General features: G+C 68.2%; 20 protein-coding genes. 4 read left to right on the top strand and 16 right to left on the bottom strand.

Annotation, left to right across the window (positions count from 1 at the left end; genetic code table 11):
- Window positions 1-5: 5 nt before the first annotated feature.
- The 5 genes from AAW51_RS19260 to AAW51_RS19240 form a co-directional block, all read right to left on the bottom strand.
- Entirely contained in the window at window positions 6-1160 is a 1155-nt protein-coding gene (locus tag AAW51_RS19260; protein ID WP_238947638.1) for an ABC transporter substrate-binding protein, read from the bottom strand.
- A gap of 195 nt (window positions 1161-1355) precedes the next feature.
- A complete protein-coding gene (locus AAW51_RS19255) occupies window positions 1356-2513 on the bottom strand; it encodes an acyl-CoA dehydrogenase family protein (RefSeq protein ID WP_047195900.1) in 1158 nt (385 codons plus the stop codon).
- Between the two features lie 13 nt (window positions 2514-2526).
- Window positions 2527-3723, bottom strand: a complete 1197-nt coding sequence (locus tag AAW51_RS19250) for an acyl-CoA dehydrogenase family protein (protein WP_047195899.1) — start codon at window positions 3721-3723, stop codon at window positions 2527-2529.
- Window positions 3724-3748: 25 nt separating this feature from the next.
- On the bottom strand, window positions 3749-4951 hold the full coding sequence (locus AAW51_RS19245; RefSeq protein ID WP_047195898.1) for a 3-oxoadipyl-CoA thiolase: 1203 nt from the start codon (window positions 4949-4951) through the stop codon (window positions 3749-3751).
- A gap of 5 nt (window positions 4952-4956) precedes the next feature.
- Window positions 4957-6507 carry a 3-hydroxyacyl-CoA dehydrogenase gene (locus AAW51_RS19240; RefSeq protein ID WP_047195897.1) on the bottom strand — a complete coding sequence of 517 codons (1551 nt, stop codon included), beginning with the start codon at window positions 6505-6507 and terminating at the stop codon, window positions 4957-4959.
- 243 nt (window positions 6508-6750) lie between these two features.
- Here AAW51_RS19240 and AAW51_RS19235 point away from each other — a divergent pair, with 243 nt between their 5' ends.
- Window positions 6751-8358: a class I adenylate-forming enzyme family protein gene (locus AAW51_RS19235; RefSeq protein ID WP_047195896.1), complete on the top strand. Its 1608-nt coding sequence runs from the start codon at window positions 6751-6753 to the stop codon at window positions 8356-8358.
- Between the two features lie 106 nt (window positions 8359-8464).
- On the top strand, window positions 8465-9256 hold the full coding sequence (locus AAW51_RS19230; protein WP_047198045.1) for an IclR family transcriptional regulator: 792 nt from the start codon (window positions 8465-8467) through the stop codon (window positions 9254-9256).
- Between the two features lie 39 nt (window positions 9257-9295).
- Here the strand turns inward: AAW51_RS19230 and AAW51_RS19225 are convergent, their stop codons facing one another.
- The 6 genes from AAW51_RS19225 to AAW51_RS19200 form a co-directional block, all read right to left on the bottom strand.
- Entirely contained in the window at window positions 9296-9511 is a 216-nt protein-coding gene (locus AAW51_RS19225; RefSeq protein ID WP_047195895.1) for a hypothetical protein, read from the bottom strand.
- Between the two features lie 135 nt (window positions 9512-9646).
- The gene (locus tag AAW51_RS19220; RefSeq protein WP_047195894.1) at window positions 9647-10765 is read right to left on the bottom strand and encodes a hypothetical protein; all 1119 of its coding nucleotides are present in this window, start codon (window positions 10763-10765) and stop codon (window positions 9647-9649) included.
- A gap of 88 nt (window positions 10766-10853) precedes the next feature.
- Window positions 10854-13235 carry a hypothetical protein gene (locus AAW51_RS19215; RefSeq protein WP_047195893.1) on the bottom strand — a complete coding sequence of 794 codons (2382 nt, stop codon included), beginning with the start codon at window positions 13233-13235 and terminating at the stop codon, window positions 10854-10856.
- 256 nt (window positions 13236-13491) lie between these two features.
- On the bottom strand, window positions 13492-14280 hold the full coding sequence (locus AAW51_RS19210) for a BPSS1780 family membrane protein (protein WP_047195892.1): 789 nt from the start codon (window positions 14278-14280) through the stop codon (window positions 13492-13494).
- 2 nt (window positions 14281-14282) lie between these two features.
- Entirely contained in the window at window positions 14283-15245 is a 963-nt protein-coding gene (locus tag AAW51_RS19205; protein ID WP_047195891.1) for a homoserine kinase, read from the bottom strand.
- Between the two features lie 70 nt (window positions 15246-15315).
- Window positions 15316-15627: a DUF2782 domain-containing protein gene (locus tag AAW51_RS19200; protein WP_083438419.1), complete on the bottom strand. Its 312-nt coding sequence runs from the start codon at window positions 15625-15627 to the stop codon at window positions 15316-15318.
- Between the two features lie 45 nt (window positions 15628-15672).
- Here AAW51_RS19200 and polA point away from each other — a divergent pair, with 45 nt between their 5' ends.
- Complete coding sequence (gene polA, locus AAW51_RS19195) at window positions 15673-18450, top strand: DNA polymerase I (RefSeq protein WP_047195890.1); 2778 nt, start codon at window positions 15673-15675, stop codon at window positions 18448-18450.
- A gap of 67 nt (window positions 18451-18517) precedes the next feature.
- Window positions 18518-19438 (top strand): YihY/virulence factor BrkB family protein, encoded by a 921-nt coding sequence (locus AAW51_RS19190; protein ID WP_053013752.1) that lies wholly within the window; start codon window positions 18518-18520, stop codon window positions 19436-19438.
- Between the two features lie 39 nt (window positions 19439-19477).
- Here AAW51_RS19190 and AAW51_RS19185 read toward each other — a convergent pair whose 3' ends face one another.
- From AAW51_RS19185 to AAW51_RS19165, 5 genes are all read right to left on the bottom strand, one after another.
- Window positions 19478-20896, bottom strand: coding sequence for a sigma-54-dependent transcriptional regulator (locus AAW51_RS19185; RefSeq protein WP_083438418.1), 1419 nt, complete (start codon window positions 20894-20896; stop codon window positions 19478-19480).
- Between the two features lie 78 nt (window positions 20897-20974).
- Window positions 20975-21295 carry a BON domain-containing protein gene (locus AAW51_RS19180; protein WP_047195889.1) on the bottom strand — a complete coding sequence of 107 codons (321 nt, stop codon included), beginning with the start codon at window positions 21293-21295 and terminating at the stop codon, window positions 20975-20977.
- A 303-nt stretch (window positions 21296-21598) separates the two neighbouring features.
- Window positions 21599-22873, bottom strand: a complete 1275-nt coding sequence (locus AAW51_RS19175; protein ID WP_047195888.1) for a glycosyltransferase — start codon at window positions 22871-22873, stop codon at window positions 21599-21601.
- Between the two features lie 14 nt (window positions 22874-22887).
- The gene (locus AAW51_RS28375; RefSeq protein WP_053013751.1) at window positions 22888-23838 is read right to left on the bottom strand and encodes an amidohydrolase family protein; all 951 of its coding nucleotides are present in this window, start codon (window positions 23836-23838) and stop codon (window positions 22888-22890) included.
- Window positions 23839-23842: 4 nt separating this feature from the next.
- Complete coding sequence (locus AAW51_RS19165) at window positions 23843-25123, bottom strand: glycosyltransferase (protein ID WP_083438416.1); 1281 nt, start codon at window positions 25121-25123, stop codon at window positions 23843-23845.
- Window positions 25124-25352 lie beyond the last annotated feature (229 nt).

The following is a 25352-nucleotide window of genomic DNA, read 5'->3' as shown; positions in this document are numbered from 1 at the left end:
CCGACTCACTTCAGCAGCTTGCCGTCGCGGCCGATCACGGTGATATCGACAAAGCGCGAGCCGATCCGGTTGTTGGGCCCGAAGCCGATCTTGAAACCGCCGACGTCGTAGTCGCGCACGGCTTCCAGCGCGGCCAACACCTTTTCACGGGTGGGTTCGGGGCCGGCGCGGCGCAGCGCTTCCACCAGCACCTTCGCGGCGACGAACGACTCCATGCTCGCGTAAGAGATCACCTTGCCCGGCGCGTACTGCTGCATCAGGCCCTGGAACTCGCGCACCACTGGGGTGGCCGGCGTATACGGGAAGGGCATCACTTGTGCGATGCCGACGCCACGCACGATCTCTTCGCCGGCGTTCTTCAGCAGTTCCTTGAAGTTCACCACCGAGATGCTGTAGAGCTGGGCGCGGCTGCCGGCAGCGCGCAGCTGCTTGATGAAGGCCGACGAGGCCTTGTTCACCGACACCATGATGATGGCCTCGGGGCTGGCCGGCTCGATGGCCTTGATCGCGGCGCCCACCTCTTCCGGCTTGGTACGGTCATAGCTGCCGGTCGCCACTGCCTTCAACCCCAGCTTGGCCAGCGCGGACTCGGCACCGGCCAGGCCGCTCTTGCCGAACGCATCGTCCTGGTACATCACGGCGAACTTGCGGATGCCGATCGTGTGCAGGTGCTCGACCATCTTCGCGGTCTCGTCCGTGTAGCTGGCACGGATGTGGAAGATGTTCGGATTCATCGGCTCGCGCAGGTCGAGCGAGCCGGTGTAGGGCGCCAGGAGTGCGATGCCGGCATCGCTCAGCACCTTGTTCTTGACCAGCGACAGCACGTTGGCGGTGCCGACGAAGCCGAACAGCGCCACCGGGTTGTCCTGCGCGATCATCTCTTTCGTCAGCGCCAGCGTCTGGTCGGGCTTGTAGCCGTCGTCCTTCACCACGACGCGGATCTTGCGGCCGTTGACGCCGCCCTTGGCGTTCACATGCGCGAAGTACGCATGAGCGCCGGCGACGTATTCGTCGCCGGTCCCGGCGATCACACCGGTCAGCGGCGCCACCTGCCCGATGACGATGTCAGCCGCCGCCCAGACCGGCGCTGCGATGGTCGCCAGCAGAGACGACATTGCGCAGGCCACGATGCGGCCCTTGAACCCAAAACCCAAACCCATACACCTCTCCTACAACCGCCCGGCGGGGTGCCGGCGCGGAGGACTGATCTGACCCGTGTCGTGATGTACGACGTGGTAACTTGTTGTTCAGTCCAGTGTAAGAGGGGAAGGGGTGGGCGACCTCGGTAGCAGTCCCCGGTTCGTGTCGCCCGAGCGACGCGGCGACACGGAAATCCGGGGCGACCGAGAACCTGTTCACGCCGGCTGAAGTCGCCCTTCGCGGCTCAGCTCGCTGTAACGCTGCAGGTGGGCATCGGTGTCTCCGAGGCTCAGCTCGATGGCCATCAGGCGCTTGAACTGGTGGCTTACCACCAATTCGTCGGTCACGCCCATGCCTCCGTGCAGCTGCACCGCCTGCTGCGACACGAAGCGGCAAGCGCGCCCGATCACCACCTTGGCGGCCGACAGCGCCTTGGCGCGTTCGGCGGCATCGTCGTGCCGGCAGCGCACCGCGGCATAGATGCTCATCGACTTGGCCTGCTCATAGTGCATCAGCAGGTCGGCGGCGCGATGCTGCAAAGCCTGGAAGCGGCCGATGGGCTGGCCGAACTGCTTGCGCGTCTGCAGGTATTCGATGGTGGCGTCGACCACGGCCTTGATCACACCGACGGCCTCGGCGCACAAGGCGGCCAGGCCGATGTCGAGCGCGCGCTGGATCGCCGGCCAGGCCCCGCCCTCGGCACCGAGACGGCCCGACGCGGCCACGTACGTGCCATTGAGCTGCACGTCGGCGGCGCGTTGGCCGTCCACGGTGCGGTACTCGCGCAGCACCACCGAGGGCGTGTCGCGTGGCACCAGGAACAGCGACACGCCGTCGGCCTGATCGGCCTCGCCGTGGGTGCGTGCCGACACCAGCAGCACGTCGGCCGCGCCGGCGTGCAACACCACCGACTTGTGCCCGTTCAGCACATAGCCGTCGCCGGTGCGGTGGGCCCGCGTGTCGACGTGCAGGTCGATGCCGCGCGCCGGTGCTTCGTCATGTGCCAGCACGGCCACGCGCTCGCCGCTGGCCAGGGCCGGCAGCCAGGCGGCCTGCTGCGCGTCGTCGCCGGTGCTGCGCAGCAGCTCGGTGGCGATCACGGCGCTGGCCAAAAAGGGTTCGAGCGCCAGGCCTTGCCCGAGCGCCTGCATCACCACCAGGGTCTCGACGGCGCCGGCGTCCAGGCCGCCGTGTGCCTCGGGCACATGCAGGGCCAACAGGCCCATGTCGGCCAGCTGGCCCCACACCTCGCGGCTCCAGCCGGAGGCCGAGTTCATCACGGCACGGCGCTGTTCCAGGCCGTATTCCTTGGCGACAAAACGTCGCACGGTGTCGTCGAGCAGCTGCTGCTCTTCGGTCAGGTTGAAATTCATGTCGGGCCCACTCTCACAGTCCCAGCATCTGCTGGGAGATGATGTTCTTCTGGATCTCGTTGGAGCCGCCGTAGATCGACAGCTTGCGCATGTTCAGGTAGTTGGCCGCCAGGCTGGCCGCATGGGCCGGGCCCACCGGGTCTTGCTGGTAGCCGGCTTCCAGCGCTTCGCGGCGGTAGGGCAGGGCATAGGGGCCCACGGCCTGCACCAGCAGCTCGGTGATGGCCTGCTGGATCTCGGTGCCCTTGATCTTCAGGATCGAGGCCTCGGGGCCCGGCGCGCGTTTCTCGGCTTCGGCTGACAGCACGCGCAGATTGGTCAGCTCCAGGGCCGTCAGGTCGATCTCGACCTCGGCCAGCTTGGCGGCGAACAGCGGGTCGTCGATCAGCGGGCGGCCGCGCTTGCGCTCGATCGTCGCAATGCGCTTGAGCCGCGCCAGTTCGCGCTTGGCGATGCCGATGCCGGCGATGTTGGTGCGCTCGTGCCCGAGCAGGAACTTCGCATAGGTCCAGCCCTGGTTCTCTTCACCCACCAGGTTCTCGACCGGCACCTCGACGTTCTCGAACCAGACTTCGTTGACCTCGTGGGCACCGTCCATCGTGATGATGGGCCGCACCGTGATGCCCGGCGTCCTCATGTCGATCAACAGGAAGGAGATGCCGCGCTGCGGTTTCACGTCGAGGTCGGTGCGCACCAGGCAGAAGATCCAGTCGGCATGCTGGCCGAGCGTGTTCCAAGTCTTCTGGCCGTTGACGATGTAGCGGTCGCCGATGCGCTCGGCGCGGGTGCGCAGCGAGGCCAGGTCGGAGCCCGCGCCCGGCTCCGAATAACCCTGGCACCACCATTCTTCGGCTGCCAGGATCTTCGGCAGGTACCGCTGTTGCTGCGTCGCGTTGCCGAAGGCCATGATGACCGGCGCGACCATCTTCAGCCCGAAGGGGATCAACCGGGGCGCTCCACCTGCGGCGCATTCCTCTTCGAAGATGTACTGGCGCACCGGGTCCCAGCCCGTGCCGCCGAAGCGCTCGGGCCAGCTCGGGCCGCCCCAGCCTTGGTCGTGCAGCGTGCGCTGCCACGTCACATGGTCTTGCTTGGTGAGGTGCAGGCCGTTGAGCACCTTGTGGCGGATCGGCGCGGGCAGCTGGTCGCGCACGAAGGCGCGAACTTCTTCGCGGAAGGCCTGCTCATCGGCCGTGAAGTCGAGATTCATGGGGAATGGATGAAAACGGTGTTGCTCAAACTCGCTCGATGACCATCGCCAGGCCTTGGCCGACGCCGATGCACAGGCTGACCACGGCATAGCGGCCCTGGCGGCGCTGCAGCTCGCGCGCGGTGCTGAGAGCCAGGCGGGCGCCCGATGCGCCGAGCGGATGGCCCACCGCAATGGCGCCGCCGTTGGGATTGACGCGTGTATCGTCGAAGGGCACTTCGAGCAGGTGCAAGCAACCCAGCACCTGGCTCGCGAAGGCTTCGTTGATCTCGATGATGTCCATGTCGCCCAGGGTCAGCTGCGCTCGTTGCAGTGCCTTCTGGATCGCCGGCACCGGGCCGACGCCCATGATGCGAGGCTCGACACCGGCGGCGGCGGCGCTCAGGATGCGCACCATCGGCTTGCGGCCGGCCTTCTCGCCGGCCGCCAGGCTGCCGACCAGCAGCGCTGCGGCACCGTCGTTGATGCCCGAGGCATTGCCGGCCGTGACGACACCGCCTTCGAACAGGGGCTTGAGCTTGGCCAGCGTCTCGTAGGTCGATTCGGGACGCGGATGCTCGTCTTCGCTGACCGCGATCGGCGGCGTCTTGCGGCCGGTCGGCACCTCGATGGTGTGGATCTCGCCGGCGAAGAAGCCGTCGGCACGGGCGCGTTCGAACTTGGCTTGCGATGCCGCGGCGAAGCGGTCGGCCTGCTCACGTGTGATGCCGAACTGCTTGGCCACGTTGTCGCCGGTCTCGGGCATCGTGTCGCCGCCGTATTTCGCGGTGACCTTCGGGTTGGGGAAGCGGGCGCCGATGGTGGTGTCGAACACCTTGAAGTCGCGGCTGTAGGCGCTTTCGCTCTTGCCCACGACGAAGGGCGCGCGGCTCATGCTTTCGACGCCACCGGCCAGGTAGAGGTCGCCGTCACCGCAGGTGATCGCGCGTGCGGCGTCGATCACCGCCGCCAGCCCGCTGGCGCAGAGGCGGTTGACGGTCTGCCCCGGCACGCTGACCGGGAAACCGGCGGCCAGCAGGGCGTTGCGGGCGATGTTGCGCGAGTCTTCACCCGCTTGCGTGGTGTTGCCGAGGATGACGTCCTCGATCTGCTCGGCCTGCCAGGGGGAGCGGGCCACCAGGGCGCGCATCACCTCGGCCACCAGGTCATCGGGCCGCACCGCGGCCAGGGCACCGCCGTGGCGCCCGAAAGGCGAACGCAGGCCGTCGTAGAGATAGGCATTCAACATCGTCGTCATTCCTCGTCGGTGAGCAGGGACACGCCGAGCTGGGCGCGGCGCTTGAGCCAGCCGCTGGCGCGGTAGCGGGGATCGCCGGTGCTGGCGAGCAGTTCGTCGAGCAGGCTCAACACGGTGGCGGGGCCGAGGCGGTCGCCCCAGGCGAGCGGGCCGAACGGATAGCCGAGGCCCAGCGTGACGGCGCGGTCGATGTCGGCCGGCGCGGCAATCCGTTGCTGGGCAATCTCGCAAGCGATGTTGATGATGGTCGCCAGCACCCGCGGCGCGACACCGCCGGCGCTGTCGCGCACCACCGACACCGGCACGCCATCGGCGCCGAACAGCCCGCGGGCCTGCGCTCGCGTCTCGGGCGAGGTGACCGGGGTGGTCATCACGACGCGGCGGCGGCTGTGGTCGAACAACCAGTCGACCGCGACAGTGCGGCGCGGGTCCAGGCCTTCGGCGGTGGCGCAGGTGGTCGTGTCGTGCCCGAGCGGTGTGACGATGCACAGGCTGTCGGGCGCGGGGCGCGCGGCCTCGTCGAGCGTGCCGCCCAGCTGGGCGACCAGCGCGGCAAGGCGTTCACGCGCCTCGGGGCGGCGGGCACTGATCCACACGCGAGACGGCCGTTCGGCCGGGGCCGGGGCCTCGTCGAAACGCTGCTGCTGCCCGCCGTCGTAGCGGTAAAAGCCACGCCCCACCTTGCGACCTACCACGCCGGCATTGAGCATCTGGCGCGTCAGCGGCTGCGGACGGAAGCGGGGCTCTTCGTAGTACTGGTGGTAGATCGACTCCATCACCGGGTGCGAGACGTCGAGCGCGGTCAGGTCCATCAACTCGAACGGGCCCAAACGAAAGCCCGCTGTGTCGCGCAGGATGCGGTCGAGCTGGTGGAACTCGGCCACGCCCTCGGCGAGCAAGCGCAGCGCTTCGGTGCCGTAGCCGCGACCTGCGTGGTTGACGATGAAGCCCGGTGTGTCTTTCGCCCGCACCGCGGTGTGGCCGCAACGTCGGCCCAGGCCGAGCAGGAAGTCCGACACGGGCGGCGCCGTCAGCAAGCCGTCGATGACCTCGACGATCTTCATCAACGGCACCGGGTTGAAGAAGTGGAAACCGGCCACGCGCTGCGGCCGCTTCAAGCCGGCGGCAATGGCCGTGACCGACAGCGACGACGTGTTGGTCGCCAGCACGCAATGTGGCCCGACCACGGCTTCCAGGTCGGCGAACAGCGCGCGCTTGATGCCCAGGTCTTCGACGATGGCTTCGACCACCACGTCGCAGCCGGCCAGGTCGCCAAGGCCCGAGGCCACCTGCAGGCGGGCGACGGCCGCCTGGGCCGCATCGGCACCCAGCTTGCCCTTTTCGACCAGGCGGTCCAGCGTCGTGCCGAGTTCGCGCACCGCCTCCTGGGCGGCATTCGGTTTGGCGTCGTGCAGGGTGACGTGGAGGCCGGCGAGCGCGGCGATCTGCGCGATGCCGCGGCCCATGACACCACTGCCGACAACGGCCAGGCGCAGGCCCGCCGCGTCGACCGCGGGGAGGGATAGATCGAGGTCAGTGTTCTGCATTGCGGAATTACGTTCCGTTTTGATTCAGCGCGAGCCGGATCATGAAAGAAGTCGGCCCGGCGGTCAACAGCAAGGACCCTAGCCTCCTGCGACGGCCCGTCCGGAGCATCAGGGATTTCACTTACTGTTCTGCGTGTGGGAACCCAGTTCCGTTTTTCAGGTTGACGCTGACCGTTCTGCATGCCAGCATCAGCGTGCTCGGCGCGCGCCGCCACCCTCTGCACAACCCTCGCTCTCCCGGTCATGGAAGTTCCGTCTCCTGCCTCTGCCTCCGCCTCCACTGGTTCCTCGTCCTGCCCGCCGGCGCCCGTCGACCTGCCCACCCGGCTGCACCGTGTCATCGACCGCTGGGTGACCGGCACGCCCGACGCCCCGGCGATCGAAGACGACACCACCCAGCTCAGTTACCGGCAGCTGGCGCAAGCCGTGGAGCAGACCCGAGAACGCTTGCAGGCGGCGGGCCTGCGCGCCGGCGACCGCTTGCTCGTGGTGGGCGAGAACTCCGTCGCCTCGGCGGTGTTGGCGCTTGCCAGCAGTGCGCTCGATGTGTGGTTCTCGCTGGTCAACGCCCGCCTGTCGGTGCGCGAGATCGAGAACTTCATGTCGCACTCCGGGGCCCGCCGGGTCGTCTTCCTCGGACGTGTGTCGCCTGATGCGGGGGCACACGCCGAGCGGCTCGCAGCCACGCCGGAACAATGGCCGGGCGTCGGTCCGCTGTCGCTGTCGGCCCTCAACGAAGCGGCAAAACCCGAGCCCGTGTACGGCGCGGCGACCGAGCAGGTGGCCACGCTGATCTACACCTCGGGAACCTCGGGCAGCCCGAAGGGGGTCATGCTGACCCACGCCAACCTGGTGTTCATCGCCGAAAACGCCCGCCGCGCCCGCGAACTGGTGTCGAGTGACCGGGTCTACGGCGTGCTGCCGCTGTCGCATGTGTACGGGCTCACCGCGGTGCTGCTCGCGACCTTGCATGCCGGCGGCTGTCTGGTGCTGGTGCCGCGCTTCAACCCCGAGCACATGGCGCGCGCCTTCGCCGAGGGCGGCATCACGGTCGCGCATGGTGTGCCGGCGATGTACGCCAAGCTGCTCGAATGGGGGCGCCGGCCGGGCAACAGCCTGCGGGCGCCGGCCTTGCGCATCGCGCAGTCGGGCGGCGCGCCGCTCGACCAGACGCTGAAGGACGAATTCGAACGCTGCTTCGGCATCGTGCTGCAAAACGGCTATGGCATGACCGAGGCGTCACCGTCGATCGCGCAAACACGGTTGAACGCGCCGCGGCGCGATTGCTCGGTCGGCCCCCCCATCCCCGGCATCGAGGTGCGCATCGTCGATCTGCGCACCCGCGAGCCGCTGCCCGAGGGGCAGGCCGGCGAGCTGTGGGTGCGCGGCCCGAACGTGATGAAGGGCTACTACGGCAACGCCGAACTGACGCGCGAGACCATCGACGCCGAAGGCTGGCTCAACACCGGCGACCTGGCACGGATCGAGTCCGACGGTGCCTTGCAGGTGGTGGGCCGCTCGAAGGAACTCATCATCCGCTCGGGCTTCAACGTCTACCCGGTCGAAGTCGAACAGGTGCTGTGCGCTCATCCGGACGTGGTGCAGGCCGCCGTGGTGGGGCGCACGGTGCCGGGCAACGAGGAAGTGGTGGCGTTCGTCGAGCCCGTCCCGGGCCGCACGCTCGACACCGGCGTGCTCGACGCCTGGTTGCGCGAGCGGTTGTCGCCCTACAAGGTGCCGTCGCAGATCGTCGTGATGCCGCAACTGCCGGCATCGGCCACCGGCAAGGTGTTCAAGAACCAGCTGCGCGAGATGGCGGCGGTGCCAGCACAACAAGCGAGAGGGGAATGAGATGCACAGCTCTTTGATCGGACGTGACAGCGCCGCACCGGACCCGCTGGGCCCCGGCCGGGAAGACGACTCCGCCATCGGGTCGCCCGAGACTGGCGATGATGAAATGGCCGGCGCGCCCCCCAAGGGCAAGGTCAAGGAAGACCGCCACTTCGTTACCGCGCTCGCACGCGGGCTGGAGGTGCTGAGCTGCTTCCGCTCCAGTGACAAGATGCTGGGCAACCAGGAGCTGGCGCGGCGCTGCGGCCTGCCCAAGTCGACCGTCTCGCGCCTGACCTACACGCTGACCAAGCTCGGCTTCCTCGATTACGTTGAAGAGTCGGGGCGCTACCGGCTCGGCAGCGCCACCTTGTCGCTCGGCAGCGCGATGCTAGCGCGTATGGATGTGCGTCAGATCGCCCGACCCCTGATGCAGGACCTGGCCGATTTCTCGCAGGCGATGGTGTCGCTCGGCTCGCGCGACCGCCTCAGCATGATCTACGTCGAGAACTGTCGCAGCCAGTCAGCGTTGACGCTCAGCCTCGACGTCGGGTCGCGCATTCCGCTTGCGACCACCGCGATGGGTCGAGCGTACCTGGCGATGTGTTCGGAGGCGGAACGCAACGACCTGATGGACCGCATCCGCGAACTGGACGAACTGGCCTGGCCGCGCATACACGAAGGCATCGAGGCGGCGATCGCGCAGTATCGGGAGCTGGGGGTGTGCTGTTCGTTCGGCGACTGGCAGAAGGACGTCAATGCGATCGCCGTCGCCTTCCGCCCGGACGGGGGCCGCAGCCTGATGGCCATCAACTGTGGCGGCCCGGCGTTCAACCTGAGCCGTGATTTCCTGCTGGAGGAAGTGCGGCCGCGCCTGGTAGCACTGGGGGCGCGGCTCGAGCGTTCGGTGACGCGCTGAGCGCGAGCGCAGCGGCGGTGCGGAGCGCCGCCGCCAGCCTCAATCGTCTTCGTCGTCCGAGACGGCCGCTTCGACCACCGCGCCGGTGACCTTGACGCCGGTGCTGACGACCGCGCCCGTCACCGAGATGGCCGCGCCGGCCGCGGCTCCGGCGACGCTGACCACCGCGCAACCGCCGAGTGCGGTGGCGAGCAAGGCCGCACCGCACAGGCCGGCGAGGCGGCGCAGCAGCAGAGGGGAAGGGGCAGGGCGCATGAGGGCTCCATCAGGAATCTGAAGACTGCGCGATTATCGACGGCAGGGGGCCGGCACGCCGGCGGGCTTGCATCCGGGGTACAACAAAGTCACGCGGATGTAACCCCCCAGGCGATCGGGACGTTCAGCGCCCGGTCACAAGGCCGCGCCGTAGCTCAACCCCACCATACGCGAGCTGGCGTCACTGCCGAGCCGGTCGGCGCCGAACTGGAGCTGCAAGCCCTTCCATGCCAACGAGGCGACCGCACGGCGTTCGTGGAAGCGCCAACCGAGGCCGGTTTCGAGGGCACCGAAGTTTTGCCGCCAGGAAACACCGGGCAGCAGACCGAAGCCCGGCAAAGTGTCGACCGAGACGCCCAATGCGCCGTGGGGCGTCGCCTGCCAGCGTCCCTTCAGCGCCCACCGCACCGGCCACCGCTCGGTGCGGCGCGTCTGGCTGTTCTGGCCCTGGATCAGCGGGCGGTAGATGACGAAGCCGTCGGCATCGCGCCCCTCGGTCGAGGTCGAGAGCACCATCTCCTGCTTGGGGATGCCATTCCAGCGCAGCCACCCGGCGTCGCGCGCGCTGAGGGCGACGGTGAACGGCTGGGCCTGCCAGACCAGCTCGGCGCCGAACAGCAAGCCGGCCCCGCGCGACGCGAAGTCCTGTTGGAACGGAAACTCGAGGCCGTCGTAGGTCTCGGTCGATCGGACGTCGACCTCGTAGCGGTCGGCCTGTGCATCGAACTGCACCTGGCCTTGGATGCTGCGGTCGCGCCAACGTGCGATCGTCAAAGCCTGCGCCGAGACACTGGCCTGCCAGCGCTCGCCCAGCACCATGCTGCGGCGCACTTCAAGCCCCCCGCCGGTGAAGCCGCGCAGCCGCGCGTCGACCTGCCATTGCCGGTCGCTTTCGGAGGGATCGGTGGTGGCATGGCGCACCAGTTCGATGGCGTCACGGTTGACGACCAGCGTCGCCGTGCTGCGGGCGAGCAGGCTCCAGGTCCATGGACCTCTCGCATGGCTCATGCGCACCTCGTCGTCGATGTAGGCGAGGTTGCGTCCCGAGCGCGCGTGCAGGTGCTCGATCGCTTCGTCGTCGAGTTGCTTGAGCGTCAGGAAATCGCTGTGCCGGTCGGTCCGCAGCTGCAATTGCCACGGCGCGGCCGGCGGGGGCGCGGTCTGGGCCACGGCCGATCCGAGCGCGCCGAGCAGGGCGGCGAGGGCTCCGAGGCGGTGGAGCGGCGCGTAGGGCCGGGAGTCGACAGGCTTCATGGGGGGAAGACAAGGAAAAGAGGGGTCCGACACGCGGACCCCTCGGGTGAGGCCGCCCCGAATGCGGCGGCCTGACGTCGAGAGCCGATCAGAGGCCCATGTCGACCGAGACGAAGCTGCCGTCGGCAAAGGTCATCAGACCCTTGTCGACGTCCAGCGTGCCCACCGTGGTGGTGCCGCCGAGCAGCAGCGTCGCCGTGGTGGCCTCGCCCTGGACCTTCATCGACAGGTTGGACGTCGCTTCGCTCAGCGTAAAGGTCTCGACGCCGTTGCTGTCACGGCTGGCCGAGGCGCTGACGACGAGTCGCGGGGTGCCGTTGACCAGGCTGCGGTACTGCAGCGACACCGACGACACTTCGTCCTCGTAGCTCTTCAGCGAGGTGCCGATGGTCAGCTCCAACAGCGGACGGCCGGGGGCGGTGGCCTTGCCGACAAAGCTCAGGTCAGCCTTGTAGTAGTTGTCGGGCGAGCTCGGCAGGTCGCGACGATAGGTGTCGAAGCCGATCACCGAGGCGGTCAGCTTGCCCGTCAGGAACTCGCTGATGGTGCCGCCCTCAACCGTGCGCAGCGAGCCGCTCAACACGGCCTTGGTCGGCGTGTGCATCGTCAGCGACTTGTCCCACTGCGAACCGCTCAGTGCGAAGCTGCCTTCGAAATCGGCGCCCGGGATCGTCCAACGCAGGTGCACGCTGCCTTCCGACAGTTCCCCACCGGCGGTGTCGACGGCGTTCGGGTGCTCCGGGTGGACGATGTTGCCGAAGCTGTCACGCGACACCTGGATCTCGGTCAGCGAGGCGGATTTCACCTCCAGCGTCGCCAGCGTCGTGTTGGCGGCGTCCTTTGCCACCACTGAGCCGGTCACGGTGCTGGTCGCGCCTTGGCGGGTGCCGTTCAGGGTCCAGTCGTGGTACTCGTTGACGAGCTCGATGTCACCCGACTTGAACGCACCGGCCAGTTGTCCGGCGATCTGGAAGCCGTTGATGCTGCCCTGTTCGTCCGTCTGGACCGACACGGTGCCGGTGTAGAAGTTCGGCTGCAGCGACACGTTGGCGGTACCAGTGCGCTGACGTGCGCGGGTGGCGTACTCGTAGCTGCCGGCGGTCGCGGTGGGCTTGATCGTGAAGCCGTGGCGCCACGTGGTGAAGGCACCGGGGTTGGGCGTGTTGGCCGCGACGTAGTAGGTTGCGCTGCAGCCGACGAAGTTGGCGTTGGCGATCGCCGTCGCCTGGGTCGTGGCGGCTTCGTCCTGATACAGCGTGCACGCGACGCTGTTGAACTGCTCGAAGGCCCACGTGTCACCTGCCAGCAGGTTGGCCCCGCCGGTCACGGTGGTCAGCGTGGTGCGGCCGGCCTTGTAGTCGTTGTACAGGTCGACGCCCAGCAGCAGCGCGCTGGAGTCTTTCATCAGCATCTCGACGGGGGCCTGGACGCCCTTCATCGCCTGCTCGAACTTGCTGGCTTCACCGCGCACGGCGCCGGGCTTGGCGCCGGTGCCGAACACGGAAATCCAGTCGCTGCGGACGTCGGTGAACATCAGCTTGGCCGCCGCGATGGCGGTCGGCACCGGCTTGTCTTCAGGGGTGGTCCCCACCGGCGCGGGCTTGCAGGCGTCGCCGACGCAATCGAGGTTCGCCACGATGCTGGTGAGCGCCGCGCCGTTGACGTTGCCGCGCAGGGCCGGGTCGCTGAGCACCGTGTTGACGGCCGTCGACAAGGCGGACGAGACGCCAGCGTCGAGCTTCAGCGAGCTGCTAGAGGCTGACTCGGCCATCTTGTCGACCACGCAAGCGACCTTCGCGCCGGCCGTACCGGCGTCGCAGCCGAGGGCGCCGTTGTTGGCCAGCTGGGAGACAGCGGTCAGCAGCAGGGCCAGCTTCTGCTGGTTCACGTCCGCGGCGGCGTCGGTCGTGCTGGTGACGGCGACGCCGGTCGGGTCGAAGCCGAGCAGTTGGGTCACCGTGGAGACGGCTTGCGCCACGTTGGCCTCGGTCAGGCCGCCGCTGGAGCGCTCGGCCGCCGAAACGGCCAGCTCACTGAACGGCGTCACGCTGGCGCTGGTGGTCACATTGCCACCCGTCGCCGGCACGAACAGCGCACGCAGTTCGAAGCCGACCGGCAGCGTCTGGGTGGTGCCCGACACTTCGTCGAGGTGGGTCGTGCTGCCGTCGGCCTTGGCCGACACCTTGATCACATAGGGCTGCGAGGCCTGCGCGCTGAAGCGCAGCGTGTAGTTGCCTTGGGCATCGGTGACCGTCGAGGCCAGCGCGCCGGCGTCGATCGTGCCGTCGGCCTTGACCGCATGAGCGGTGACCACGGCATTCGCCATGCGCCCCTTGGCGGCGGTGCCGCTCATCGAGACGTTGGCTGCGCCTTCGTTCGGCGCGGAGTTCTTGCTCCCTCCACCACTGCCGCCACAGGCGGCGAGGAGACCTGCACTCAGCATGGCGGCCCACAGGGCATGTCGCTGCATTTCTTGTCCTTCTCTATTCAGAGTTGTCCGACCGTCGCCCGAAAGGGGCAACTCGCCCATGTTAAGAAATGTTTGCGGTGCTTTGAGATGTGTCCGGGTGCGCCTGATCGATACATCGGGCGGCTGTGTCGTAGGTCACGGTTCGGGCCCGGCGGGGCGGGGGCGCCGTGTTTTCAACAACACAAGGCAGGCCGGCCGCCGGCATGCCGCGGCGGCGGGAAGATGGGGACAGGGCGCGTGCGGCGATGGGTCGCCGTCAGGGTGCGGCCATGTCGGGAAGTTCGACCTCGAAGCAGTCGACGAACGTGAAATACAGCGAGATGTAGAACACCGTCGTGAACATCAAGCCAGCGGGGAAGGCCGCCAGCGGAATCAACTGCGGCATCGACAGCAGCGAGAACACCAGGGCCGACAGCACGCCGAACAGCGCCACCACACCCGCCCAGGTGAGGGCGTAGACGATGAAGGCGCCCTTGTTGCGCCAACACGCGACCGCGCTGAAGAAGACGGCCTTGCCAGCGCTGACACCGCTCCAGTGGATCAGTGCCGGCGCATGCCAGAACACCAGGCTCACCGGCGCGCCGAGCAACAGGTGCAACAACAGGCTGCGCTGGAACCGCGGGTCGTCCATCACGGCGCCACCCGCCTGCCCGGCCTGCATCGCATCTTGCAGCGACGGCGCGTTGCCATCGGCCCAGTCGGCCAGCGTCATCGCCAACAGTCCGGCGACGGCATAACCGAGGCCCATCTGCAGCAGCGCCTTCACGCGGGCCCGGTCGGTGCGGAACGGTGCGACGAAAACGGTGGGCATCGGAAATCGCTCGGCCCGTGCCTCGTGGGTCGCGATCATGAAGCCCAGGGTCACCGCGGGCAGCAGCGTCAACATCACGATGCCCCCGACCATCGGCACCACCTTCAGCATGGAGGCGCCGAACAGGAACACGAACAGCAGGGCGGTGAAGGCCAGCGGCTGGCGGAAGAACACGCGGAACGCCTGTTGCACCCACAGCGTGCCCCGGCGGGCGCGCACGAGACGGAGTTTCATGGTCAGGCGTCGGGCACGTAGTGCCAGGGGTTGGTGATGCGTTCGCGCAGGATGCGCTCGAAATGCGTCGGATCGTGAGGCTTGAGCACCTGGGCCTCGCGCGGCAGGTGCAAGTCCCACAGCCGCGAAATCCAGAAGCGCAGCGCACCGGCGCGCATCAGGGCCGGCAGCAGGCGCGATTCGTGGTGCGTGATCTCACGCTCGCGGTTGTACGCCGCCATGAAGGCAGACGCACGTTCTTCGACGAGACGGCCGGTGTCGAGGTCGACACACCAGTCGTTCAGGCACACCGCAATGTCGAACAACCAGGTGTCGACGCCGGCGAAGTAGAAATCGAAGAAGCCGGTCAGGCGGTCGCCGTCGAACATGACGTTGTCGCGGAACAGGTCGGCATGGATCGGCCCGCGCGGTAGCGTGGCGTATACGGGCGACGCGGCCAGGCCCTGCTGGAAGGCGAGCTCGTCCTCGATCAACTGACGCTGCCCGGCGTCGAGGTGGGGCAGCACCGCCGGCACCGTTTCGCACCACCAGGACAGGCCGCGCAGATTGGGCTGGCTGCGCGGATAGTCGCGTGCCGCCAGGTGCAGGCGGGCGAGCATCGCGCCGACCTGCTCGCAGTGCAGGGCGCTGGGGGCGAGCTGGTGGCTGCCGGTCAATTTGTCGACCACCGCGGTCGGCTTGCCTTCCACGCTGTGCAAGATCTCGCCGGCCGCGTCGGCCTGCGGCTCGGGCACCGGGATGCCGCGCTGCGCCAGGTGCTTCATCAGGTAAAGGTAAAACGGCAGTTGTTCGAAGGTCAGGCGTTCGAACAGCGTCAACACATACTCGCCGCGTTCGGTGGTGATGAAATAGTTGGTGTTTTCGATGCCGGAGCTGATTTCCTTCAGCTCGGTGACGGCGCCGAGGTTCAGGCGGGCGGCGAGCGCGGCGGCGGCGTCGAGGGAAACGGGCGTGAAGACGGCCATGACGGGTCGGCGTGCCGTGCACGCGAGCTAAGACTACAGAAGAAGAAAAAACAGATCCGGAACGCGGAGGTCAAAACGACAGCAGGTGCCAGACGCGCTGGCCGGCCGCGCCACGCGTACCGTCGCCGGACAGATCGCGGCTGCCGTCGGCCGGCAGCACTTCGTAGGCGGCGCCGCCTTTCTTGGGCTGCACCTTGATGCTTTGGTTTTGGCCGCGAACGCGCAACTCGTCGATGCGGGCGTTGTCGTCTTCAATGCGGGTGCGCTGCACCGCCGGCTCACCGCCCGCCGGCGCGGCCGTGGTCTGGGCCGAGGCGGGGGACGTCACGACGGCGGCGAGCAGGACGGCGAGGGGGGCCAGGCGGCAGGCGGTGGGTTTCATGCGGCCGATTTTATGGCCGGCGAGGGCTTGCGGGAAAATGCCGCGATGAGCGAGAACACCCTGCTGCTGGTCGACGGCTCCAGCTACCTTTACCGGGCCTTCCATGCGATGCCCGATCTGCGCAATGCCCAGGACGAGCCCACCGGGGCGATCTACGGGATGATCAACATGTTGCGGCGGCTGCGCGAGCAGTTCCCGGCGCGCCACGCGGCCTGCGTCTTCGACGCCAAGGGCGACACCTTTCGCAACCAGTGGTATGCGGAGTACAAGGCTCACCGCCCGCCGATGCCCGACGCGCTCGCGGCGCAGATCGAGCCCATCCATGCGGTGGTCAAGCTGCTGGGGTGGCCGGTGCTCGAAGTGCCCGGGGTGGAGGCCGACGACGTCATCGGCACCCTGGCCGCAGAGGCTTGCCGCCACGGGCGCCGCGTCATCATCTCGACCGGCGACAAAGACATGGCCCAGCTCGTCAACGAGAACGTCACGCTGATCAACACGATGAGCAACGAGACGCTCGACGTGGCCGGTGTGAGCGCCAAGTTCGGCGTGCCGCCGGAGCGTATCGTCGATTACCTCACGCTCGTCGGCGACACCGTCGACAACGTGCCGGGTGTCGAGAAGGTGGGGCCGAAAACAGCCGCCAAATGGATCCTCGAGCATGGTTCGCTCGACGGCGTGATGGCCGCGGCCGACAAGATCAAGGGGGTGGCCGGCGACAACCTGCGCAAGGCGCTCGAATGGTTGCCGCAGGGCCGGCGCCTGGTCACGGTGGTGACCGACTGCGACCTCACCGGGCATGTCACCGACTGGCCGGAGTTCGAGGCGCTGGCCTTGCGCGAGGTCGACCGCGAGGGACTGCTCGCCTTTTTCACGCGCTACGGCTTCAAGACCTGGCGCAAGGAGCTGGAAGATCAGCTGGGCCGGAGTGCCGCGGTGGGCAACCAGGCGCCCCTGCCGCCGGGCCAGACCGGCGATCTGTTCGGCGTCACGGCGGCCCCGCCGGCGCGCGCGGTGCGCGACAAGCGCTACGAGACCGTGCTCGACATCGAGACGCTGCAGGCCTGGATCGAGCGGCTGCAGGCGGCGCCCCTGGCCGCGCTCGACACCGAAACCGACTCGCTGGACCCGATGCGCGCGCGCCTGATCGGCATCTCGTTCAGCGTGACGCCGGGCGAGGCCGCCTATGTGCCGGTGGGCCACAGTTATGCCGACGCGCCGGCGCAACTGCCGCTCGAGGAGGTGTTGCAACGGTTGCGGCCCTGGCTCGAGGACGCCAGCCGGCCGAAGCTGGGCCAGCACGTGAAGTACGACCTGCACGTGTTCGCCAACCACGGCGTCGAGGTGCGCGGTTACCGGCACGACACGATGCTCGAAAGCTATGTGCTGGAGGCGCACAAGCCGCACAGCCTGGAAAGCCTGGGCGAGCGTCACCTCGACCGCAAGGGCCTGTCCTACGAGGACGTCTGCGGCAAGGGTGCGAGCCAGATTCCGTTTGCCCAGGTGGAAGTGGCCAGGGCCACCGAATACTCGTGCGAGGACAGCGAAATGGCGCTGCACGTGCACGAAACCCTGTGGCCCCGGCTGGAGGCCGAGGCCGGGCTGCGGCGGGTCTATGAAGAGATCGAGATGCCGGTGTCGGCGCTGCTGCAGCGCATCGAGCGCAACGGCGTGCTGATCGACGCCGACCTGCTGGCCCGCCAGAGCCAGGAGCTGGCGCAGCGCATCGTCGCGCTGGAAGGCGAAGCGCACGAACTGGCGGGCCAGCCGTTCAACCTCGGCAGCCCCAAGCAGATCGGCGAGATCCTGTTCGGCAAGTTGCAGCTGCCGGTGGTGAAGAAGACGGCGAGCGGCGCGCCGTCCACCGACGAGGAGGTGCTCGAGAAGCTGGCCGAGGACTATCCGTTGCCGGCCAAGATCCTCGAGCACCGCAGCCTGTCGAAGCTGAAAGGCACCTACACCGACAAGCTGCCGCAGATGATCAACCCGGCCACCGGGCGCGTGCACACCAACTATGCGCAGGCGGTGGCGGTGACGGGCCGGCTGTCGAGCAACGAGCCCAACCTCCAGAACATTCCGATCCGCACCCCGGAAGGCCGGCGCATCCGCGAGGCCTTCGTCGCGCCGCCCGGCCATGTGATCGTGTCGGCCGACTATTCGCAGATCGAGTTGCGCATCATGGCGCACATCGCCGAAGACGTCTCGCTGATGCGCGCCTTCACCGAAGGCCTCGACGTGCACCGTGCCACCGCGGCCGAGATCTTCGGCCTGCCGCCCGAGCAGGTCAGCAGCGAGCAGCGCCGCTATGCCAAGGTGATCAACTTCGGTTTGATCTACGGCATGAGTTCGTTCGGCCTCGCGGCCAACCTCGGCATCGAGCAGAAGGCGGCGCGCGACTACATCGACCGCTACTTCCAGCGCTACCCACAAGTGAAGCGCTACATGGACGAAACGCGGGCGTCGGCCAAGGACAAGGGCTACGTCGAGACCGTGTTCGGGCGCCGCCTGTGGTTGCCCGAGATCAACAGCCCGAACGGTCCGCGCCGCAGCGCGGCGGAACGGGCGGCCATCAACGCGCCGATGCAAGGCACCGCGGCCGACCTCATCAAGCTGTCGATGCTGGCCGTGCAACGCGAACTCGACGCTGCCGGCAAGGCGACCAAGATGGTGCTGCAGGTGCACGACGAACTGGTGTTCGAGGTGCCGGAGTCGGAGCTGGAGTGGGTGCGCACCGAGGTGCCGCGGGCGATGGCCGGGGTCGCGCAGCTGAGGGTGCCGCTGCTGGCCGAGGTGGGCGTCGGGCCCAACTGGGACAAGGCGCACTAGGGCCTGTTAACCCGATGGGAGGGCGCGCGCCGGCGTCGGGCATGGCGCCTGCCTGGCTTGCCACATCATGGATGCGCAAGCGCTGCAGCAGCGCGCCTGGAGCCTGGTGCCCCGGCGGCTGCGCCGACCCACTTCCCTGACGTTCACCGCCGTCAATGCCTGGCTCGACGAGCAGGGGCCGCAGCTGGGGGCGTCGATCGCGTTCTATTCGATGTTCGCGATCGCGCCGCTGCTGGTGCTGGTGATCACGATCGCCGGCGCGGTGTTCGGTGCCGAGGCGGCACGCGGGCAGATCGTGCAGGAGATCGAAGGCCTGGTCGGGCGCACCGCGGCACAGAGCATCGAGGCGATGATCGAGTCGTCGTGGCGCAGTGACCGCAGCGGCCTCGCCGGCACCCTCGGGGTGATTGCGCTGCTGGTCGGGGCGAGCGGCGTGTTCGTCGCGTTGCGCAATGCACTCAACCGGCTCGGCCGGCTGAAGGAAACCCCGTCGGGGATCGGCGCCTTCGTGCGTGCGCGTCTGGTGGCGTTCGCCCTGGTCCTGGGTTTCGGTTTTTTGTCCATCGTTTCGCTGGTGTTCAGTGCCGCCCTCGCAGCCCTGGGCGCCTACCTGTCACGCCTGTATCCACCGGCCGAGGCGCTCATTGCGGCCCTCGATCTGGTGGTGTCGACGCTGGTGTTGTCGTTCGCCTTCGCGGCGCTGCTGCGCTGGCTGCCGGACGAGCCGCCCGGGTGGCACTCGGTGTTGGTCGGCTCGGTCGTCAGCGCGGTGCTGTTTGCCTTCGGCAAGCATCTGATCGGCCTTTATCTCGGCCGCGCCAGCGTCTCGTCGGGGTACGGCGCCGCCGGCTCGTTCGTGGTCGTGATGCTGTGGGTCTACTACGCCTCGCAGATCCTGTTGCTGGGCGCGGCGCTGGCCTGGACCGTCGACGGCGCGCGGGACGACAACACGCCGCAAGGGATGCCGGCCCCAGGCGGACGTGCGTGACCGCGGCACGCCACCACGCGTCGTCTGGACAGGCTCCGGTCAGTGTTTCGGCGGGCTGGTGGAGTTGTCCGTCGGCCGGTCCTTGCCGGCCTGGCGGCGCACGTCGCCGCCGTCGCGCGCCTGGTCTTTCATCGAATAGACCTCCAGACGGTTGTAGAGCGTCTTGAGGCTGATGCCCAGCACCTCCGCGGTCTTGCGCTTGACCTGGCCGCACCGCTCCAGCGTCGCCATCGTGACGCGGCGCTCCACCTCGTCGAGCGGCGTGCCGATGCGGATGCTGATGACGTCGGACGGGCCTTCCTCAGGCTGGGTTTCGGTGCTCTCGGCCGCCTCCACCACATCGTCGGACAGGATGAAGGCGCGCTGCACATAGTTCTTCAACTCGCGCACGTTGCCGCTCCAGCTGCGCTCGTACAGCTTCGCGATCGCCTGCGGGGAGAAGGTCTTGTGCGTGCCCTCCTGACGGTTCAGTTCGTCGAGGAAATACTGCGCCAGCATCTCGATGTCGTTGCCGCGTTCTCGCAGCGGCGGCAGGTGCACCGGAAAGACGTTCAGGCGGTGGTACAGATCTTCCCGAAAGCGGCCTTCCGCGACGGCCTTTTCGGGCAGCCGGTTGGTGGCCGCCACCATGCGCACGTCGGTCGAGATGGGCTGGGTGGTGCCGACGCGGACGAAGCTGCCCGTCTCCAGCACCCGCAGCAGCTTCACCTGCAGTTCGAGCGGCATTTCGGTGACCTCGTCGAGCAGCAGCGTGCCGCCGTTGGCGCGCTCGAAAAAGCCCACGTGCTGCCGGTCGGCGCCGGTGAAACTGCCCTTCTCGTGACCGAACAGTTCGCTCTCGATCAACTGCGGAGAGATTGCACCGCAGTTGACGGCGAGGAAGGGCAGCTTGCGGCGTCGGCTGAGGTCGTGGATGGTGCGTGCGGCCAATTCCTTGCCGGTGCCGCTTTCACCGATCAGCAGCACGGTGGCCGAGGTCGGTGCCACGCGCGCCAGCTTGTCGTAGAGCGACTGCATCGCCGGCGATCCACCCAACAAGGCCCCGAACCGGCCCGCCTTGCGCAGCTCTCCGCGCAACTCACCGATCTCGTGGCGCAGTTCGGCGGCTTCGGGCTGGCGTTTCAGAATGGCTCGCAAGCGCTCGATGTCGACGGGCTTGACGAGATAGTCCGTGGCGCCCAGGCGCAGCGCCTCGACGACGCTGTCGACCGACGCATGCCCCGTGATCGCGACCACCTCGGTTTGTGCCGGCGCCTCGAGGTCGTGCACCAGTTGCAAGCCGTTGCCGTCGGGCAGCTGGATGTCGGTCAGCAGCACTTCGGGCTGTTGGCGCACCAGCTGCACACGGGCCGCACGCAGAGAATCTGCGGTCGCCACAGTGCATCCCTGCGCCTGTACAACCTCGCTCATCCACCCGAGTTCGTCGGGGGAGTCGTCAACAATGAGGACGTGGGGCATGCGAGGGTAGGGGGTAGGTGGGGGGCCGGTCGGATTTGCTGTGGGATTTACATAGCGACACCGCTCGGCCCCGCGCGTTTACTTGGCGGGCGCCCGGACGATGATGTCGTTGCGCACGCTCTTCACGTCAGCCACGCTGCGCGCCAGTTCGGCGGCGCGTGACTTCTCGGCTTCGCTGGTGGCAAATCCCGACAGCTGGACGGTGCCCTGCAGCGCCTCGACCTCGATGCGCATCGCGCTGACCGTGTCGTCCTGGGCGAAGCGGGTCTTCACACGGGTGGCGATGGTCGCGTCGTCCACATACTGGCCGACGCTGGTCTGTCCGTCGGAGACGGCGCAGCCGGTCGTGGCCAGGATACCTGTGGCAGCCATCATCGCTGCGAGGACAAGCTTCTTCATATTCACTCCTTTGGTTGTTGATCACGCGTTGTGGCGGAGTGCCGCCAGCTCTAGGCGGTACGCAACCGACGTGCCCGCCCGGCCCCAGGGGCTTGATCGGACCGCCGGGCGAGGCGAGGCTGATTGGTAACCTCCGTGCTTCGCACTGCGGTATGAGCCCCTTCGGGCGGCCGGGCGGGGCTCATTGGTAACCTCCGTGCTTCGCACTACGGCACGAGCCCCTTCGGGCGGCCGGGCGGGGCTCATTGGTAACCTCCGTGCTTCGCACTACGGCACGAGCCCCTTCGGGCGGCCGGGCGGGGCTCAAGCCCGCGCCTGCTTGGTCGCCGAGCGGCTGCCGGTGCTGCGTCCGCCGCTGCCGGTGGCCGCGCTGCCCGCAGCAGCGCCGAGTGCCGCCGGAGAGGCGGCGACGGCGCGGCCGGTCGGTGGTGCGTCGAGCGGCACGGCGGCGATGCGGCGGCGGTCCTCGCGCGACTGGGCGAGACGCGCCAGCAACTCACCGGTGCGCGCCACCGAGTCGGCGAGCGAGAACTGCGATTCGGCACGTTGGCGGGCGCGCTGGCCCATGGCGGCGAGCGTGTCGGGCTGATTCAACAGGCGGGCGATCTGTGCGCCGATGCCGTCGAAGTCACCCGGGTTGTGCAGCGCCCCGGTCAAACCATGCTGAACCATCTCCGGCACACCGCCGACCCGGGTCGCCACGATAGGCAGGCCGCAGGCCATCGCTTCCATCAGGGCCAGCGGCATCGCCTCGGAGTGCGACGTCGAGACGACCAGGTCGAGTTCGGGGTAGACGGCCGGCATGTCGACCTGCAAGCCGGCGAGGTGTGCGTACGCGCCCATGCCGAAGTTCTCGATGAAGGTGCGACATTGCGATTGCATCGGCCCATCACCGACCAGCACGAAGTGCAGATCGGGGCGCTGGTGATGGGCGATCAGCGCGGCACGCAGAAAACTTTCCGGGCCTTTCTCCCACGAGAGCCGGCCGATGAAGCCCACCAGCGGCGTTTCGGCCGCGATGCCGAGGCGGCAACGCAGCGGCCCTTCGCGCACCTTGGCCGGCTTGAAGATGTCGGTGTCCACACCGTTGGGGATGACGTGCAGCTGGGCAGCGGTGACGCCCAGCGTGAGCGCCTGGAAGTAGGTGTACTGGCAGATCACGCTGAGGTGGGTGCCCGCGAGCCGATGCGCTTCCACATCGCAGATGGCCAACTGCCGGCTGTGGATGGTGGTCAGCACCGGCGTCTGGGTGAGCCGGCCGGCCAGCGCGCCCAGCAGGTGGGCGTTGGGCAGGTGGGCGTGGAGCACGTCCACCGCATGGCTTTTGATGATGGCGCTGGTCGTCTGGATCGAGGCCCAGGGCGGGTCGTCTGGCATCGGCACCACCAGCACTTCGACGCCCAGCTGGCGCAGCTGTTCGCTCACCTGGCTCTCCCAAGGGCACAGGACGGTGACACGGAAACGCTCGGGCGGCAGCCGTTCGATCAGGCGGAACACATAGGTTTCCATGCCGCCGACGATGGCGTTGCCTACGATCTGGAGGACGTGGGTTCGCTGGGGGTTTTGCACGGAGGCCATGGCTATTGTTCGGGTTAGCAGCACACCGGGGAGAAGCCGCTGCCGCGATCTCCGTCCCCACCGAGTAGAGAGCTGAACAGGCCGCCGGCCCGGCGTGGTGGCCATGCGGCCTGCGCGGGCCGCTGCTCGGCGCGCCGGGCAGCGTCGGCTCGCGCGGCTTCGACATCCAGCCCCAGCCAGGCAGCGGCCGTGCCACTCCAGATCCGCTCGCGTGCCGGCGCGTCGACCTCGAGTTGGTCGAGCAAGTCGGCCACCCAGCCGCGCCGCTCGGCGATCCGCGGGCCAGGGCAGGGCAGGAAACAGTCGCTGCCGAACTGCAACAACTCGGGCCCGAGCACGCTCAGCGCCTTGGCCAACACCTCTTTTCGGTAGGCCGGCGGCGGTCCGAAGGAAATGTCGAAACGGAACATCACGTTGTCCGGGGCGATGCCGTGGATGCGTTCGATCAGGCCGACGGCAATCGCTTCGTCGGTCCAGGGCCAGCCGAGGTGGGCCAGGGCCACCTTCAACCCGGGGTAGTCCCGCAACGCCTCGAAAAAGGTCGGGCGGCAGAAGCGGCCGGAGCGGCCGTCGATGAAGATGCCGCTGTGGAACAGCAGTGGCAGCTTGAGCGCATGCGCCTTGGCGAACAGGGGCTGCACGTCCGCATCGTAGGGATACCAGCCGCTGGGGACCATCTTGACGCCGCGCAACCCCTGGTCGACGGCGCGCTGCAAGTCGTCGGGCGCGTCCGGACGGCGCGGGTCGACGACCGCAAAGCCGACCAGGCGGTCTTCGTGCCCCTTCACCAGTTGGGCCAGCCGGGCATTGCCGTGGCGCAGCGAGACGGGGTCGTCCAGGCGGTAGCCGTCGCTCAAGAACGGCGCCAGCAGCACCGCCATGTCGATCTGGGCCTCGTCCAGGGAACGCAGCACGTCGTCGACGCGCTCGCGCCCGGTGCAGTGCACATGCGCATCGATGATCATCGTGTCATCTCGCCCCCGCCACGGCGGGCAGCACCGGTTGCGCGTCGACCGCGGGCTGGGCGGCGAGGGCGGTGGGCACGGGCAGGGCCACGGCCGCGGCCGCGTCGAGCGGCACGTCGAGGGGTTGTTGCTCGTCGGGTGCAGCCGATGGCTCGACTCGGCCCCGGCGAGCACCGACCGCGTCGTCGAGCAACTGCAGCACCGTGGCAGCCGTGTCGTCCCAGGACATGCGCATCACGCAGCCCCACATCTGCGCAATGCGCTCGGTGCGCTGCGACGGCGTTTCGTCCAGCGCTGCGGCGCAGGCTGCGATGAAGGCCTGGCGGTCGTGACCGATCTGCACGGCGTGTCCGTACATGCCGATCACGTCCTGGATCGCGGTCGACACCACGGGCTTTTCCGCTGCCATGTATTCCAGCGTCTTGGTCGGGCTGATATAGCGTGTCGCCTGGTTCAGCGCGAATGGCAGCAAACACACGTCCCAGCCCGCCACCAGGGCCGGCAGGTCCTCGTAGGCCTGGCGTCCCAGCCAGTGTAGGTTGGGGCGCTGCGGCAGTGCGGCGGGGTCGATCTTCACCACCGGCCCGGCCATGACCACCTGCCAGCGCGGGTCGGCGTCCGCCAGCGCGGTGACCAGCGGCAGGTCGAGCCGTTCGTCGATCACGCCGTAATAGCCCAGCCGGGGCGGCGGCAGGTGGCGCTGGGCGCGGTGGGCGGCGTCCGACAAGGCCGCGCGGCGGGGGGCAAAGTGCGGCGCGTCGACGGCGCTCGGCAGACAGTGGACATGGGGATTGAGCGCCCGCTTGGCTTCGTACAGGCTGGGTCCGCCGGTCAACACCAGGTCGGCCTGCTTCAACAGCGCCGACTCGCGCTGGCGCATCTGTTTGGGCGCGCCTTTGAAGGCCGCCAGTTCGTCCATGCAGTCGTAGACCACGGCATGCACAGCCAAGCCAGTGATCAGTGGCAAGGCCATCGGCGTGTAGAACCACGCGATCAGGTCGTCGACGGCGTGCTCGGCCAGGTGGTGTTGCAACAACGGCGCCAGCACCGACAGCTGGTCGTCGTGAAAGCCCCCGGCAGCCACGGGCGTGTGCGGCCGCAGCAGCACCACACCCTCGCACGGTTGCGCCACTTCCAGGTGGGCGGGCGCGGTGACGTCGTACACGGGCTCTTCGACGAACAGCACCGGATAGTGCCGGGCCAGCCTCGACAGCAGGTGTTGTGGCCGCTGGTACACGAAGTCCCAGCGCAAATGCGAGAAGACGAGCAGGTGTCGCCCGGTCATGGATGCTCCTGATGGCGTGATGCGAGGCGCCGTGGCGACGGCGCGGCCCACAAAAAGTGGTTCGAGCCCGAGCCGGCAGGGCGGCGAAGCGCGGCGTGGCGCGCCACCGAAGCCGGTGGCGCCGGCTCCTGCGCGCGGTCTGCTCGAGGTTCGGTAGGCCGGGAAGGCAGCGGGCCGCCGCGAGCGCCCGGAAGGGCTTGGCGGACGGCGGACGCAAGCACGAGCCGGC

It is taken from the genome of Caldimonas brevitalea (genome assembly GCF_001017435.1).
GTDB classification, from domain to species: domain Bacteria; phylum Pseudomonadota; class Gammaproteobacteria; order Burkholderiales; family Burkholderiaceae_C; genus Caldimonas; species Caldimonas brevitalea.
Note: the sequence above shows the minus strand (reverse complement) of the source record. Positions and strands in the feature narration are given on the sequence as shown.

Bases quoted from the DNA above. Each gene is read 5' to 3' on its own strand.
- AAW51_RS19180 (WP_047195889.1), bottom strand. From the start codon at position 21,295: ATGAAGAAGCTTGTCCTCGCAGCGATGATGGCTGCCACAGGTATCCTG.
- AAW51_RS19175 (WP_047195888.1), bottom strand. From the start codon at position 22,873: ATGGCCTCCGTGCAAAACCCCCAGCGAACCCACGTCCTCCAGATCGTA.
- AAW51_RS19215 (WP_047195893.1), bottom strand. From the start codon at position 13,235: ATGCAGCGACATGCCCTGTGGGCCGCCATGCTGAGTGCAGGTCTCCTC.
- AAW51_RS19240 (WP_047195897.1), bottom strand. From the start codon at position 6,507: ATGCAGAACACTGACCTCGATCTATCCCTCCCCGCGGTCGACGCGGCG.
- AAW51_RS19185 (WP_083438418.1), bottom strand. From the start codon at position 20,896: ATGCCCCACGTCCTCATTGTTGACGACTCCCCCGACGAACTCGGGTGG.
- AAW51_RS19225 (WP_047195895.1), bottom strand. From the start codon at position 9,511: ATGCGCCCTGCCCCTTCCCCTCTGCTGCTGCGCCGCCTCGCCGGCCTG.
- AAW51_RS19230 (WP_047198045.1), top strand. From the start codon at position 8,465: ATGGCCGGCGCGCCCCCCAAGGGCAAGGTCAAGGAAGACCGCCACTTC.
- AAW51_RS19255 (WP_047195900.1), bottom strand. From the start codon at position 2,513: ATGAATTTCAACCTGACCGAAGAGCAGCAGCTGCTCGACGACACCGTG.
- polA (WP_047195890.1), top strand. From the start codon at position 15,673: ATGAGCGAGAACACCCTGCTGCTGGTCGACGGCTCCAGCTACCTTTAC.
- AAW51_RS28375 (WP_053013751.1), bottom strand. From the start codon at position 23,838: ATGATCATCGATGCGCATGTGCACTGCACCGGGCGCGAGCGCGTCGAC.
- AAW51_RS19205 (WP_047195891.1), bottom strand. From the start codon at position 15,245: ATGGCCGTCTTCACGCCCGTTTCCCTCGACGCCGCCGCCGCGCTCGCC.
- AAW51_RS19165 (WP_083438416.1), bottom strand. From the start codon at position 25,123: ATGACCGGGCGACACCTGCTCGTCTTCTCGCATTTGCGCTGGGACTTC.
- AAW51_RS19200 (WP_083438419.1), bottom strand. From the start codon at position 15,627: ATGAAACCCACCGCCTGCCGCCTGGCCCCCCTCGCCGTCCTGCTCGCC.
- AAW51_RS19235 (WP_047195896.1), top strand. From the start codon at position 6,751: ATGGAAGTTCCGTCTCCTGCCTCTGCCTCCGCCTCCACTGGTTCCTCG.
- AAW51_RS19250 (WP_047195899.1), bottom strand. From the start codon at position 3,723: ATGAATCTCGACTTCACGGCCGATGAGCAGGCCTTCCGCGAAGAAGTT.
- AAW51_RS19245 (WP_047195898.1), bottom strand. From the start codon at position 4,951: ATGTTGAATGCCTATCTCTACGACGGCCTGCGTTCGCCTTTCGGGCGC.
- AAW51_RS19190 (WP_053013752.1), top strand. From the start codon at position 18,518: ATGGATGCGCAAGCGCTGCAGCAGCGCGCCTGGAGCCTGGTGCCCCGG.
- AAW51_RS19260 (WP_238947638.1), bottom strand. From the start codon at position 1,160: ATGGGTTTGGGTTTTGGGTTCAAGGGCCGCATCGTGGCCTGCGCAATG.
- AAW51_RS19210 (WP_047195892.1), bottom strand. From the start codon at position 14,280: ATGAAACTCCGTCTCGTGCGCGCCCGCCGGGGCACGCTGTGGGTGCAA.
- AAW51_RS19220 (WP_047195894.1), bottom strand. From the start codon at position 10,765: ATGAAGCCTGTCGACTCCCGGCCCTACGCGCCGCTCCACCGCCTCGGA.